General features: G+C 55.3%; 11 protein-coding genes and 2 pseudogenes. 6 read left to right on the forward strand and 7 right to left on the reverse strand.

Features of this window, described 5'->3' with window-relative positions; all coding sequences use genetic code 11:
• The 4 genes and pseudogenes from XI25_RS17415 to XI25_RS17430 all read left to right on the forward strand — a co-directional run bounded on the left by XI25_RS17415 (position 1) and on the right by XI25_RS17430 (position 3,629).
• Positions 1-954, forward strand: coding sequence for a TIGR01212 family radical SAM protein (locus XI25_RS17415; RefSeq protein WP_046678631.1), 954 nt, complete (start codon positions 1-3; stop codon positions 952-954).
• A pseudogene (locus XI25_RS17420) lies at positions 954-1,526 on the forward strand (class I SAM-dependent methyltransferase); the annotation flags it as partial. The gene XI25_RS17415 and the pseudogene XI25_RS17420, both read left to right, overlap by 1 nt.
• Before the next feature lie 103 nt (positions 1,527-1,629).
• A complete protein-coding gene (locus XI25_RS17425; RefSeq protein WP_046678629.1) occupies positions 1,630-2,598 on the forward strand; it encodes a type I phosphomannose isomerase catalytic subunit in 969 nt (322 codons plus the stop codon).
• A 65-nt stretch (positions 2,599-2,663) separates the two neighbouring features.
• Entirely contained in the window at positions 2,664-3,629 is a 966-nt protein-coding gene (locus XI25_RS17430) for an alpha/beta hydrolase (RefSeq protein ID WP_046678628.1), read from the forward strand.
• 121 nt (positions 3,630-3,750) lie between these two features.
• On the opposite strand, the gene XI25_RS33755 is transcribed toward XI25_RS17430, so the two are convergent.
• From XI25_RS33755 to recQ, 3 genes and pseudogenes are all read right to left on the reverse strand, one after another.
• Positions 3,751-3,921: a hypothetical protein gene (locus XI25_RS33755; protein ID WP_235439825.1), complete on the reverse strand. Its 171-nt coding sequence runs from the start codon at positions 3,919-3,921 to the stop codon at positions 3,751-3,753.
• A gap of 39 nt (positions 3,922-3,960) precedes the next feature.
• Positions 3,961-5,732 (reverse strand): annotated as a pseudogene (locus tag XI25_RS17435) (B12-binding domain-containing radical SAM protein).
• Positions 5,733-5,788: 56 nt separating this feature from the next.
• Positions 5,789-7,669 carry a DNA helicase RecQ gene (gene recQ / locus XI25_RS17440; protein ID WP_046678626.1) on the reverse strand — a complete coding sequence of 627 codons (1,881 nt, stop codon included), beginning with the start codon at positions 7,667-7,669 and terminating at the stop codon, positions 5,789-5,791.
• A gap of 194 nt (positions 7,670-7,863) precedes the next feature.
• On the opposite strand from recQ, the gene XI25_RS17445 reads away from it, so the two are divergent.
• Positions 7,864-8,724 (forward strand): helix-turn-helix domain-containing protein, encoded by an 861-nt coding sequence (locus XI25_RS17445; protein ID WP_082112326.1) that lies wholly within the window; start codon positions 7,864-7,866, stop codon positions 8,722-8,724.
• 98 nt (positions 8,725-8,822) lie between these two features.
• The gene (locus XI25_RS17450; RefSeq protein WP_046678625.1) at positions 8,823-9,284 is read left to right on the forward strand and encodes an SRPBCC family protein; all 462 of its coding nucleotides are present in this window, start codon (positions 8,823-8,825) and stop codon (positions 9,282-9,284) included.
• A 366-nt stretch (positions 9,285-9,650) separates the two neighbouring features.
• On the opposite strand, the gene XI25_RS32975 is transcribed toward XI25_RS17450, so the two are convergent.
• From XI25_RS32975 to XI25_RS34900, 4 genes are all read right to left on the reverse strand, one after another.
• A complete protein-coding gene (locus XI25_RS32975) occupies positions 9,651-10,424 on the reverse strand; it encodes a glycoside hydrolase family 2 TIM barrel-domain containing protein (RefSeq protein ID WP_160308930.1) in 774 nt (257 codons plus the stop codon).
• Positions 10,387-11,628: a glycoside hydrolase family 2 protein gene (locus XI25_RS32980; RefSeq protein ID WP_160308931.1), complete on the reverse strand. Its 1,242-nt coding sequence runs from the start codon at positions 11,626-11,628 to the stop codon at positions 10,387-10,389. The genes XI25_RS32975 and XI25_RS32980 overlap by 38 nt, the downstream gene beginning before the upstream one ends.
• 298 nt (positions 11,629-11,926) lie before the next feature.
• Positions 11,927-12,508, reverse strand: coding sequence for a hypothetical protein (locus XI25_RS34895; protein WP_235439948.1), 582 nt, complete (start codon positions 12,506-12,508; stop codon positions 11,927-11,929).
• Entirely contained in the window at positions 12,505-12,906 is a 402-nt protein-coding gene (locus XI25_RS34900) for a hypothetical protein (protein WP_235439949.1), read from the reverse strand. Before XI25_RS34900 ends, XI25_RS34895 begins: the two co-directional genes overlap by 4 nt.

The raw sequence follows: 12,906 nt of genomic DNA on the forward strand, positions 1-12,906 counted from the left end.
ATGAATACACCGCTCACTTCCGTCCCGCTGCTATGGGGCGATAAACGATTTCATACATGGAACTACGAAATGCGCAGCCAGTTTCGGGATAAGGTGTTCAAGGTCATGCTTGATGCCGGTTTTACCTGCCCCAACCGGGACGGCACCATCGCCAAGGGAGGCTGCACCTTCTGCAGCGCCCGAGGCTCGGGCGACTTTGCCGGACGCAGGCGCGACGATCTGGTCACCCAGTTCGACACGATCCGGGACAAGCAGCACCTGAAATGGCCCAACGCGAAATATATCGGGTATTTTCAGGCCTATACCAATACCTATGCACCGGTCGAAGAGCTTCGGGAATATTATGAGGTCATCCTCCAGCAGCCGGGCGTAGTAGGCCTTTCGATCGCGACCCGCCCGGACTGCCTTCCCGATGACGTCGTCGAATATTTGGCCGAACTGAACGAGCGCACCTACCTGTGGATTGAAATGGGGCTGCAAACGATCCACGACTCCACCTCGGAGCTCATAAACCGGGCGCATGACACCGAATGCTACCTTAAAGCCGTCGAGAAGCTGAGAAAGCATAACATCCGCGTCTGCACCCACATCATTTACGGGCTGCCGCAGGAGGATCATGAAATGATGCTGGCTACAGGCCGGGCCGTCGCCGGCATGGACGTTCAGGGGATCAAAATCCACCTGCTTCATCTTATGCGCAAAACGCCGATGGTGAAGCAGTATGAAGCCGGCCTGCTCCGATTTCTGGAACAGGATGAATACGTCAAGCTGATCGTCGACAGCCTTGAAATGCTTCCCCCGGAGATGATCGTTCATCGCCTGACGGGCGACGCGCCGCGCGACCTTCTGATCGGACCGATGTGGAGCCTGAGAAAATGGGAAGTGCTGAATGCCATCGATGCGGAGCTGAAGCGCCGCGACACATGGCAAGGCAAGCAGTGGAGGGAGTCCTGATGGGCTTCCTTTCCGTTTTGAGCTTCGCCCATAAGCTCGCCGCAGAACGCCTCAAGCCCGGCGGCATCGCCATTGACGCCACGGCGGGAACCGGGGCGGACACGCTGTTCCTGGCCCGGACGGCTGGGAACCGGGGCCGAGTGTTTGCTTTTGACATTCAGGAGGAAGCGCTGGCGCTTACACGCCAGCGCTTGGCCAAGGAGGACATGCTCGCAGAGGTGACGCTTTTTCACGGCAGCCATGACCGCATGAAAAGCTTAATTCCCGCGTCATATCAAGGAAAAGCATCCGTGGTGATGTTCAACCTGGGGTACCTCCCCTCGGAAACGTCGGATAAGACCGTCATCACCTCTCCGGACAGCACGATACCGGCACTGGAGGCTGCATTGGAAATGCTGGCGCCGGGGGGCGTCATTACCATTGTCCTGTATCCGGGCCATGATGGCGGCAGCCTGGAGGCCGCGGCCGTGGAGGCATGGGCTTCTTCGCTTCCCCAACGCTCCGCGCAAGCGGTTATGTACCGCGGCATCCAGCGTCCCGATGCGCCTTATCTTATTGCGCTGGAACGAAAAAAAGACGTTATGATAGGTGGTGGCGTCTACCGGCGTAGTCTCACGGTGGACAAATGTACACATGGATTTACCACAACTTTGGCGAAAGGTAGTTGAACACAACATGACGAAACCGTATCCGCTGTTATTTCAACCTGAATTTAAAGAACGTGTATGGGGAGGACGCGCGCTTGAGCAGTTCGGCCTGAGCTTGCCCGAAGGCCATATCGGCGAAGGCTGGATGATCGCCGACCATCCGAACGGAACCACCGCGGTCATCAATGGCGACCTCGCCGGATTGGGTTTGGACCAGGTTCGCGAGCAGCTGGGCCGCGAATGGTTCGGTACGAAAGGATTTTCCGAAGTCAACGGACGCTTCCCGCTCCTGATCAAGCTGCTGGACTGCAATGACGATCTCTCCGTACAGGTCCACCCGACCGACGATTATGCAGGCCTGCCCAAGGGGGAGCTCGGGAAAACCGAAATGTGGTACGTGCTTGACGCGAAGCCCGATGCCAAAATCATTTACGGCCTGAAGGATGGCGTAACCCGCGAGGATTTAAAAACCGCTTTGGAAAACGGCACGGTCATGGATTCCCTTCAGGAAGTGCCCGTAAAAGCCGGCGATACGTTCTACATACCTGCTGGTACCGTGCACGCCCTTTGCGCCGGCGTCGTGGTAGCCGAAATCCAGCAAAACTCCGACACGACGTACCGGATTTACGATTACAACCGTCCGGGACTGGATGGCAAGCCCCGCGAGCTGCACATTGAGGATTCCCTGAACGTAACCGCTTATGAAGGGTCGGGAGCTACCAAAATGAGCACCGACAGCGCGGTGCCGGGCGAATGGCTGAAGCTGGCAGAGTCTCCTTATTTTATCGTTGAAAAAGGGATCGTGAGCGGCCCGTGGAACCTCAAGACGACCCAGGACAGCTTTACGATTCTCGTGACCTGCGACGGTGAAGGCTCACTGAAATGGAATGGCGGGTCCCAACCCTTCACTTCCGGCCAGTGCTTCCTGCTCCCGGCGAACCTCGGGTCTTACACGCTTGAAGGAAACGCAACCGTCCTCCGTTCTTATTTGCCTTAATAGAGCGACGGCATTCTGTAACGTAAGGAACCCTATCCAACCATTTGTGGAGGTGCCAAATCGCGATGCAGACCGAAACCTTTACGATGTTAAACGATTCGGGAATGAACATTTTCGTGTATAAATGGCTGCCGGAAGCCGACAAGGAGTTCAAGGCCGTCGTCCAGATTGCTCACGGCATGTGCGAAACCGGGGAGCGCTATGCCGAGTTGGCTTCCCTGCTGACGGGACACGGTTATGCCGTCTACGTGAATGATCACCGCGGACACGGCAGGACGGCAGGAAAGCCGGAGGCGCTGGGAGACGTGGGCGAGAACGGTTTTGAAGGCATGATTGAGGATCTGATCCTTCTCTCAGGAGTCATCCGGGAGAAGCATCCCGGGCTTCCCCATTACTTGCTTGGCCACAGCATGGGCTCTTTTCTTACCCAAAAGATCATGTGTAAGCATGGGGAAAAATTTCACGGCTTTATGCTGTCAGGCTCCAACGGTCCGCGCGGCCTGCTCTCCTTCGGCCAGGGCCTTGCAGCCTTTCAGGCCAAGATTCAAGGAGAAACCCACCGCAGCCTCATGCTGAATACGATCGTCTTCGGCCCGTATAGCAAAGGCTTCGGTCTGATCCGGACTCCTTTCGATTGGCTGTCCAGGGATGAAGAGGAAGTCGATCGTTACGTGAACGATCCGTACTGCGGCGAGGTGTGCACCGCCCGCTTCTTTCGGGATTTTTTCGGGCTGCTGCGGCAGATCCACAAACCCAAGCTGCTGAAGAACCTGGCCAAAAACAAGCCGGTTTACATTTTCTCCGGAGATGAGGATCCGGTAGGCATGCGCGGAACAGGCGTGCGCAAGCTCATTGACCTCTATCGGGAGCTGGGCGTCCAGGACCTTGAATATCGCCTATACCCCGGCGGAAGGCATGAAATGCTGCACGAGATCAACCGGGACGAGGTCGCCGAGCATGTGCTGGACTGGCTTGAACGGCACACGCCCCAGGCTGGCGGGAAGCCTCCTGAAGCAAAACCCGCGATGTAATCACATATGTACTTTAAATACGGAAAAACGGCTGGGAGTCCGGAATGGACTACCCAGCCGTTTTTTATGCGGTATGACGATGTTTAAACTTCACGCAAGATTTCCTGCGGCCTTCCACTCCCTAATCCTCCGGCGTATGATCCAACGCCAGCCGGATCACCTGCGTATAGTCGCCGCGCTTCACTTCTTCTTCGGTCGCTTCTTCCTGAAGAACCTCATTCGGCCCCATTCCCGGTGCCGCCTTGGGTTCTTCCTGCATCGACGGTTTCGGCTTGTTCGAACGCATCATCATCCCTCCTCTTTACCTTAGAGTTCCGGATGAAGGTCCATTTTAAACCGCCTTTGTAAAATATTGAGGGCGTCCGTCTTCCGACTGCTGATACAGAACGACCAGCATCGTGCGGCGTGCGTTCCCCTGTTGTCCGTCATTTTCGGTACCCGAACTGTTCCGGTGTATAACGGCGTCCAAATCAAAAGGCAGGACTTCGATCATCGCATGCTTTTGCAGTTCCCGCTCGCTGACTTCCAGCTTGGCGAAACCTGCGGTAAAGTCCTCCGCCTGATCGACAACAATCTTCAAATGATTGGCCCATTCGTCTTTATCCAAAGTAAAATCCCACCAGATTTTACGAGGCTTATATTTATGTCCCAGGAAATAATCGAATTTCATCAAGCCGGAAATGACGTCCATACGCGGCGTCTTCCTATCCTCAAGGAAGGAAGTTAGACGAGTGAACAAATCCTCCAGCTGATGTCCGATTTTTTGCCAGCCCCGGGCTTCCCAGTAATCTCCGAACTCCTGGAAAAAAGTCGAACGGTGAAGGAAATTCATGCGTCATCAAGTATTTCAGCGTGTAATCCATACGATGTGCATTCCAGTATTTTTCCAGCACGTCTTCGAGCCTCTTCAGCCGCACGATGTCCGAAAACGGCAAGACGTCGCTGCTGAGGATTTCATACGGCGCATGATCCATATAGGTGTAATGGTATTTCGGCGCATCGATCCGCAGTCCGGTTCCGCGCAGCATTTTCAGAAAGCCCAGCTGCAGCTCCTCCGGCCCCAAGGCAAACACGTCATTGAACGTTTTGCGGAACGTGTCGTAGTCTTCGAGCGGCAGGCCCGCGATCAGATCCAAATGCTGGTCGATTTTGCCGCTTTCCTTGATTTTGGTCACGGTGCGCGTCAGCTTGGAAAAATTCTGTCTGCGCTTCACCAACTCGTTCGTCGGATCGTTGGTCGATTGGACGCCGATCTCGAAACGGAATATGCCCGGAGGCGCATTTTCCGCCAAATAATCCAATACTTCAGGACGCATGATGTCAGCCGTAATTTCGAATTGGAAAACGCAACCCCGGTGGTTTTCGATCAAAAAAACGGAACATCTCAAGCGCATAGTCTCGTTTGATGTTAAACGTGCGGTCCACGAATTTGATCAGCTTGGCACCGTTGTCGATCAGGTAGAGAATGTCGGACTTTGTCCGCTCGATATCGAAATACCGGACGCCCACCTCGATGCTCGACAGGCAGAACTGGCAGTTGAAGGGACAGCCCCGGCTCGTCTCGAAGTAGACCACGCGGTTGCCGAGACTCGGTATATCCTCCGCAAATCGGTACGGAGAAGGAAGATCTTTCAGATCAGCCTTAGGCCGCGGAGGATTGATGATCACTTCATTCCCTTTGCGGTAAGCGGCACCGTAAACGAAATGATATTTCCGGTCGCCTTCGATTTCCTTGAGCAGGTGATTGAGCGTTTCTTCCCCTTCGCCCATGATGATGAAATCGACATTTCGGAGACGATTCATCCAATATTCCGTATCGTAGGACACCTCGGGTCCGCCCAAAATAACCGTTACCTCGGGCATTACCTTTTTAACGATATCAATAACTTTGATCGTCTCTTCGATATTCCAGATATAACAGGAGAAACCGATCACGTCGGGTTTCCGCTGAAACAGGTCGGAGACGATATTCATGACGGGATCCTTGATCGTATACTCGGCCAGTTCAATATCGAAATCCTTGTCGCTGTAGGCCTTCAGACAGCGGATCGCCAGCGATGTATGGATGTACTTGGCGTTTAATGTGGACAAAATGACTTTCATGGTTCACGACCTTCGCTAGTTTATTCCGGTTGCTGCTCTATCCTCAGCTTATCCTTTTATTCGTAATCGTAGGCAGAATCGCCATGTTCCATCCCGCCGGACTGATTCTGGAAGAACTCCAGAAACGGCTTTCCGTATTTGCGGAATTTCACTTCCCCGACCCCTTTGACGTTCAGCATTTCGTCTTCGGACTGCGGGCATACAACACTCATTTCCCGCAAGGTCGCATCGTTAAAAATGATATAAGACGGCACATGCTCCCGGCTAGCCAGCTCCCGGCGGATAAGCCGCAGCTGCTCGAACACCGTTTCATTAACGGCCGACGGCGAGGCATCCCGGCTTCCGCTCCGGCGCTGTCCCCCTGAAGCCTTGGACGGACGGGGCACCCGCTGGGTCACTTCCCGCTGGCCCCGCAGAACCTCGCCTGCCGCGCTCTGCAACCTGACCACGGGATACTGCCCTTCCGTCAGGGCCAAATACCCTTCCGAGATCAGCACGTTGATCGTCTCGGCGATTTCCTTCTCGGTACGGCCCGACATGACGCCGTATGTCGGCAGCCGGTCAAAGCCGTATTCCAACACTTTCTTGGCTCTTGAGCCTTTTAGCACGGACGATACCATGGAGACCCCGAAGCGTTCGCGCATCCGGTGAATACAGGAGAAAATTTTCTGGGCATCCACCGTAATATCGACCAGCTCACGGTCATCCGTGCAGGAGCTGCATGTCCCGCAAGGCCTGTCCTCGTGCGATTCCCCGAAATAGTCCAGCATGGCGCTGCGCAGGCACCGGGTCGTGTAGCAGTAGTCGATCATCTGCTGCAGCTTCCGGTACTCGTTCAGCTTGCGGCCTTCGTCCTGCGGATTTTGCTCGATCAGGAATTTTTGGGTCATAATGTCCTGGGCGCTGAACAGCAGGATGCACTGGCTCGGCTCCCCGTCGCGGCCGGCGCGGCCGGCTTCCTGGACGTAAGATTCCATGTTTTTCGGCATATTGTAATGGATGACGTAGCGCACGTTGGATTTGTCGATCCCCATGCCGAAGGCATTGGTTGCGACGATAACACGGATATCGTCATACAGAAACGCTTCCTGGCTGGATGCTCGCTCCTCGTCGCTCATTCCCGCATGGTAGCGCCCTGCGGCCAGCCCTCTCAGCTGCAAACGCTGGCACAAGTCGTCGACCTCCTTGCGGGTGGCGGCATAAATAATGCCGGACTCGTGGGTATGGGAAGCCGCATAATCCAGCACGTACTCGCGCTTGTTCTCCCCGCGGAGAACAGACATGTGCAAATTGTCCCGTCCAAGGCCGGTTACGAACACCTGCGGGTCTTCAAGCCGCAGCAGGCGCTGCATGTCCTCCATGACCTCCGGCGTGGCCGTAGCCGTAAAGGCGGCCAGAATCGGACGCTCCGGCAGTCCCTTCACGAACGGGGCAACCGACAAATAGCTTGTGCGAAAGTCGTGTCCCCACTGGGACACGCAGTGCGCTTCATCCACCGCAACGCACGAGATATTCAGCTGGGCCATCTCCTCCCGGAACCAATCCAGTTCCAGCCGTTCCGGAGCTACATACAGAAGCTTGAGTTCCCCTCGCTGGGCGGCACGGATCACGTTATTGACTTCCTTGCCGGTCAACGTGCTGTTAATGTACGCCGCGGAAAGCCCCGCGCTCAGCAGCGCGTCTACCTGGTCCTTCATCAGCGAGATGAGCGGGGAAACGACAAGCGTTAATCCCGGAAACATCAGGGCAGGGATTTGGTAGCAAATCGATTTCCCCCCGCCCGTTGGCATAATGCCGAGCGTATCGCGGCCTTCCAATAAACTGGCGACGATCTTTTTCTGGCCCTCGCGAAAATCGGGATAACCGTAAAATTTTTGCAGATATTCCCTTGCCGTATTCAAATCCATCGGCTTCCGGCGGTTTTCTTCCACATTCATCAATTCAAAAACTCCTTATATCAGCCTTAAAGGCGCTTTGGGGACACTTTTGTCGGCATAAACCTTTATCCTTTAAGTTTACCGGGCTTTGCGGCGACGGGCAACCAAGAAGAATGATTTAGCAATGATGAATGGTCCGCTCCGCCTGCGTATGATATAGTTAATTGGAAAACATTTCTTGGCGGAGAGATACTATGGACGATAAAAGTTTCAACCCAACGGAACAGGGGGACGCGGGCGCTCCCCATGACCGGCAGCTTCCGTCATCCCCTTCCCTAAACGAGGATCACCGGGTTGCCGTGGAACGGGTAATCGAGTACATGAAAAAACACATGGAGGAGCCTGTCACAACCGCGCAATTAGCCGCACACGCAGGCTACAGCCCATATCATTTTACAAGGGTGTTTAAAGCCGTTACCGGAATATCGGTGCGCCAATACCTTTCCGCCCTGCGGATCGAAGCCGGAAAAATCCGGATTCTGCAAGAACAGTCCCTGATGGTTAAGGTGCTCCGGCGGATCGGCTTCAGCAGCATCGGCTCGTTCCAGACCCGGTTTAAGGATTACGTGGGATTGCCCCCGAAAAAGTTTCGCTCCCTGTCACGAACCCTTCACGGTTACGTCAACCAATATGAGGACATCCCCCTTTCCTTTCCGGAACAGGGGGATGCGGAAGCCCTCCCCAGGATCCGCTGCCGTATCGAGGCCCCGCCGTCATTTCGCGGCATCATTTTTGTCGGCCTGTTCCCAAGGCCCATTCCGGACCGGAGGCCGGCGGCGGGAAGCGCGCTGAACATGCAGAACCGGACATGCACCTTTTCGGACGTTCCTCACGGCACGTATTACCTGCTTGCCGCCGGTATCCCTTGGAGCCTGAATCCGAAGGATTATTACCTGCTGGACAAGACTCTCCGCGCCAAACACGATAAGCCCATTCAGGTCGATTCGGGAACGGACCTTCAGTTCAGCCTGACCCTCCGGGAGCCGCTTCCCTTCGATCCCCCTATCGTCATCAATCTTCCCCTCCTGTTGTTTGAGAAGAAGAACCGGAAATAAAAGCGCAAAGCAGAAGAATTTCCGTATCCGTTTACGCGTTATAATCCGGCTAAAGGCTTGACTTCGTTTATCATTTTGCGAAAACAGGAGGATGCTGCATGGATATCGTGAAGGAAATCCGAATTGCCGCCGACCGCAAGCTTGTATGGAAAGCATGGACGGAGAGCGAAAGGATTACGCAGTGGTTCGCGCCGGAGGCGCACATTCAGCCCGAGGTCGGAGGGGCTTTCGAGCTGTATTTCAACCCCGGCAATAAAGACGTCATGAGCACCAAGGGCTGCAAATTCATAAGGCTGAATGCGCCTGAAACGTTGGCATTCGAGTGGAAAGGGCCGGACCCCTTCGCCGCAGTGATGAATGAGGCGGGGAACCTGACGGTGGTTGAGGTTGTCTTGGAAAAGCTGGACGGCGGCACGGCCGTCCGGCTGCGCCATAGCGGCTGGGGGGACTCCGCGGACTTCGAACAAGCTAGGGCTTGGCATGTGGAAGCCTGGGAGCAGATGCTGGGCAGCCTGAAATCCAGCATGGAAGCCGGCGAAGGCATTCTGTGCTGCCAGTAAGGAGGAATCTCTATGGCGAATTTTTGCGTTATCTCCATCAACGTACCGATATGGAGAAAGCAACCCGGTTCTAAGCGGATATCAGCTGGCGAAAAATGACTTAAGGGCATACTGGGACAGCTGATGATATGCGCCTGGCAGTCTACCGTGCATCAGACGAAGCCAGCGCTTCCCCTAGACGGAGAAGCGCTGGCTCTTTATTGAAAATTCAGTCGGTAAATCAGCCCCATCCATATCACCGTTTATTTAACATTAAACAGTTCCCCAACTTTGTTTGCGATTCCCGAATTCGCAGGTTCTCCGTCCTTTTCTTGAATCATCTGATTCTTGAGGATGGCGAAAAGGCCGGCACGCCGCTTACCTTCGTCAACGGCCGGCCATGGCCCCGTAATCCCGCTTCAAACGCTCCTTCACCGGTTTTTCAAGCGAACGGTCCATATGGTACAGCCCCATCGTCTGCACCCACTGGCCGTGATTCACGTACCAGTTGTACATCGGCCAATAGTCGATCCCGGCGAGATAGCCGTCCGGACGCTCATCGGCTTCCGGGGTGATCGCGGATTTTTCTGTCAGCGCTCTGAACGTTTCCTTGTACATATGCTCTTGGATGTCGACCTCGCCATTATCTTCCCTGCTCCAGTACCCATATTCGGTGTTTAGCAGCGGTTTGTCCGGCCATAGGCGGTGCGCTTCCTCCAGGAAGCGCTTCGTTCCTTCGTACGGCTCGCCGCCGTGGAAAATGCCGAAATACATCGTCCACGCCGCCACGTCGAGCGGTTCCATCGACTCGTCATGGGCGCCCGGCTGGTCTGCCGCCGCGCTTTGCGTAATCAGCCGCCCGTCGTTATAGCGCTCCCTCACATCCCCGACAAGACGCTCGTTGTAAGCCTTGCGCAGCTTGACTTCCTTGCTTTCGTTCTGCGTGCTCCACATGAGCACGGAGGGGCGGTTGTATTGGGAAAAAATCATTTCCCGCCACATTTGATCGGACAAGCCCTTCTTCTCCTGCGTCTCGTAATGGATCGTCTCAAACTGCCACAGCGGAATCTCGCTCATGGCCGCCAGGCCCAGCCGGTCTGTCAGGATATACGTATAAATATGGTTAGGGTAGTGGCCGGTGCGCACCATGTTCGCGTTCAATTCCCGGACCTGCCGCAGATCCGATAGAATCCCGCCCCCATTCCGCCGTCCGCCCGTATCCGGGCCACTCCTCATGGCGGGCGATCCCCCGTAGGAATACCGGCTTGCCGTTCAGATGGATTTGGCTGCCGGACGTGCGAACCGTGCGAATGCCGAACTGGGCCGACAGCGAATCGGAATGCCCTTCCCCTTCATCATTCGACAGCGTAAGCTCGGCCACGTAAAGGTTCGGCTCCTCCATGCTCCACAGCTTCGGCTCTTTGACCCGGACATCCCAGACGACGGCAGCCTTGCCATAGGCTTTCAGTTCCATCTTCCTGGCGTCCCAGCCTTCAGCTTCGGCAGCCGAAGCTTTGATCGTATCCGCATAAGGAGAAGCCAGCCGCAGGTCCTCCTCGGTTACGGCCTCAAACAGCCGTCCTTCCAAAAAAACGGATGCATCGCGATCGGATCGGTTCTCCACCACCGCCTTGAACCGGAGAAGCCCCTGTTCGTTCACGGGAACGATATCCAATCGGGAGACGTGCGTTAACGGCGCGGCTGCCAGATAGATGTCCTGAATGACGCCCGTGTAGTTGAAAAAGTCCGTATCCTTCAGTGCCGGGATCGTGTCGATTCGCGAACCCCACGGCGGATTGTCGACACGGATGGCCATGGTGTTGGTCCCCTCCTTCACCAGAGGAGTGACGTCAAGGGCAAACGGGGTAAACCCGCCTTCGTGGTAACCCGCCCATCGGCCGTTTACCCAAATGTCGCATACATAGCTGATACCCAGGCTTTTTAACGTAACCGATCGACCGGACCAAGACGCATCCAGATCAAAAGTGCGGCGGTACCATACCCCGTTCTCGTAACGTTCCGCGCCGGACGGACTCTCCTCGCCCGTCATCCCGTTCTCCGGCTGCGGAAGGCTGACCGTCCACCAGGATGAATCGTCAAAGCCTGACGTCGTGCGCCCTCCGGCCGCGTCCTCCACGCGTTGTACCCACGCCTTGCTGCGGGGGGACATGGACAGCTCATGATCGCTGTCAAACCGTTCCTTGCGCCAGTCGCCGTTCAACGACAAGGTACGTCTGCGCTGCGGCTCAAAAGTGGGTACGGGTATTCCATTTTGCACGGGGATGTATTCCTCGCCGGATTCCCGGACCGTCAGCGTCGGTTTCAAATATCCTCCTTGCACCGTCTCCGGAAGTTGATTAAGCATGTTTCTTCCTCCATTTCGTCCGTCTTTCCATGGTGCCGTTCCGCACATGGTGGCCGCTCCTGCGGCAAACAGGGCCGCGAACAGCCAAATCATCAGCTTGCGTTTTTTTGTTCATGCGCCCACCCGTTTCCTTGATTCCGTATGAGGAGCAAAAACGGCTTCGCATCTTTCCCGTTCCGGACGAAGACGTTTCTCGCGAGAAAAAAACGTTAAGCTGCGTAATAATGGATAATGTCGATGCCTGCCTGTTCAATTTTCGAAAAAAGGACGCTCTTCTTGAGACGTCCTCTCCTTCGGATTATTTACCGGACACGGACCGGTACCATTCGTTGACTTCCTTCGTGACCTGTTCCCCGCCGTTTTGCTTCCACTTTTCCACGAACTTGTCAAACTCGTCAGCCGGCAGCTTGCCGTAGATGATTTTATTGAACGTTTCCGATTCCGACTGTCTCAGCAGATTCCACTTGCTCTGCATCGTCGGCGTCGGCGCGCCGTTGAAGTAGTTTTTGCGGCGGATGTCCTTCTGGTCCATCACGACTTTGGCGGCGTACCAGTTCTCGGGCTTCCGCTTCTGTGCCAAAAGCTTTTCGTAAGGCGTCGCAGGCTTCTCCCCATTGGCCAGCTTGACCAGGGACGACATGTACAGGTCCGGAATGACGGCCGGGTTGTTGTTGAAGCCGGTAATGAACATAAACTCGTTGTTATACTCCTTCACTTTGGCCGGGTCGCTTGTCGGTGTTCCGTCCACGATATCCCAGTCGTACCCTTTGGCGAAGCCGTGCTCGAATTCTCCGCCCTCTTTCGGGTTGGCATAATTCTCGAGCAGGTAATTGTAATATACGAAAATCGCTTCCGGATGCTTGGCATGCTTGCTGATCAAAATATTGCCGTTCGCGCCCGAACTGCTTCTCCATTTGGTTCCGATCTTTCCGTCAGGTCCCGCAGGATCGGGTATGCCTTGTATTCCGCATGCGGCACGTTCTTCGTCAAATCCGGAGCCGGCCAATCGGGAACCCACTGCGCACCCGGCAGGATGCCCGCATTCCCTTTGGTCCATATTTCGGCGGATTTGCCTTCGTCCCAAAGCGCCGTATCCGGGTGAATGTAGCCTTTTTCCATCCATTCGCGAAGCTTGGCCAGCGCCTGCTTCGTCCCCGGATGAACGGAGCCGTACTGAAGCGTTCCGTCCTCGGCCATGTTCCACTGCTCCGGCACCTCGCCGTAAGCGGCAAACACCCATTCAAGCGACCCCATCCAGCTGTTGTACCCGACCTTCAT

Origin of the sequence: Paenibacillus sp. DMB20 (assembly GCF_000987955.1) — a bacterium.
Lineage (GTDB): Bacteria > Bacillota > Bacilli > Paenibacillales > Paenibacillaceae > Paenibacillus_AQ.

Excerpts from the sequence above, each read along its gene's own strand:
- XI25_RS17415 (WP_046678631.1), top strand. The coding sequence starts at position 1 with ATGAATACACCGCTCACTTCCGTCCCGCTGCTATGGGGCGATAAACGA.
- XI25_RS17425 (WP_046678629.1), top strand. The coding sequence starts at position 1,630 with ATGACGAAACCGTATCCGCTGTTATTTCAACCTGAATTTAAAGAACGT.
- XI25_RS17430 (WP_046678628.1), top strand. The coding sequence starts at position 2,664 with ATGCAGACCGAAACCTTTACGATGTTAAACGATTCGGGAATGAACATT.
- XI25_RS33755 (WP_235439825.1), bottom strand. The coding sequence starts at position 3,921 with ATGATGATGCGTTCGAACAAGCCGAAACCGTCGATGCAGGAAGAACCC.
- recQ (WP_046678626.1), bottom strand. The coding sequence starts at position 7,669 with ATGAATGTGGAAGAAAACCGCCGGAAGCCGATGGATTTGAATACGGCA.
- XI25_RS17445 (WP_082112326.1), top strand. The coding sequence starts at position 7,864 with ATGGACGATAAAAGTTTCAACCCAACGGAACAGGGGGACGCGGGCGCT.
- XI25_RS17450 (WP_046678625.1), top strand. The coding sequence starts at position 8,823 with ATGGATATCGTGAAGGAAATCCGAATTGCCGCCGACCGCAAGCTTGTA.
- XI25_RS32980 (WP_160308931.1), bottom strand. The coding sequence starts at position 11,628 with ATGCTTAATCAACTTCCGGAGACGGTGCAAGGAGGATATTTGAAACCG.
- XI25_RS34900 (WP_235439949.1), bottom strand. The coding sequence starts at position 12,906 with ATGAAGGTCGGGTACAACAGCTGGATGGGGTCGCTTGAATGGGTGTTT.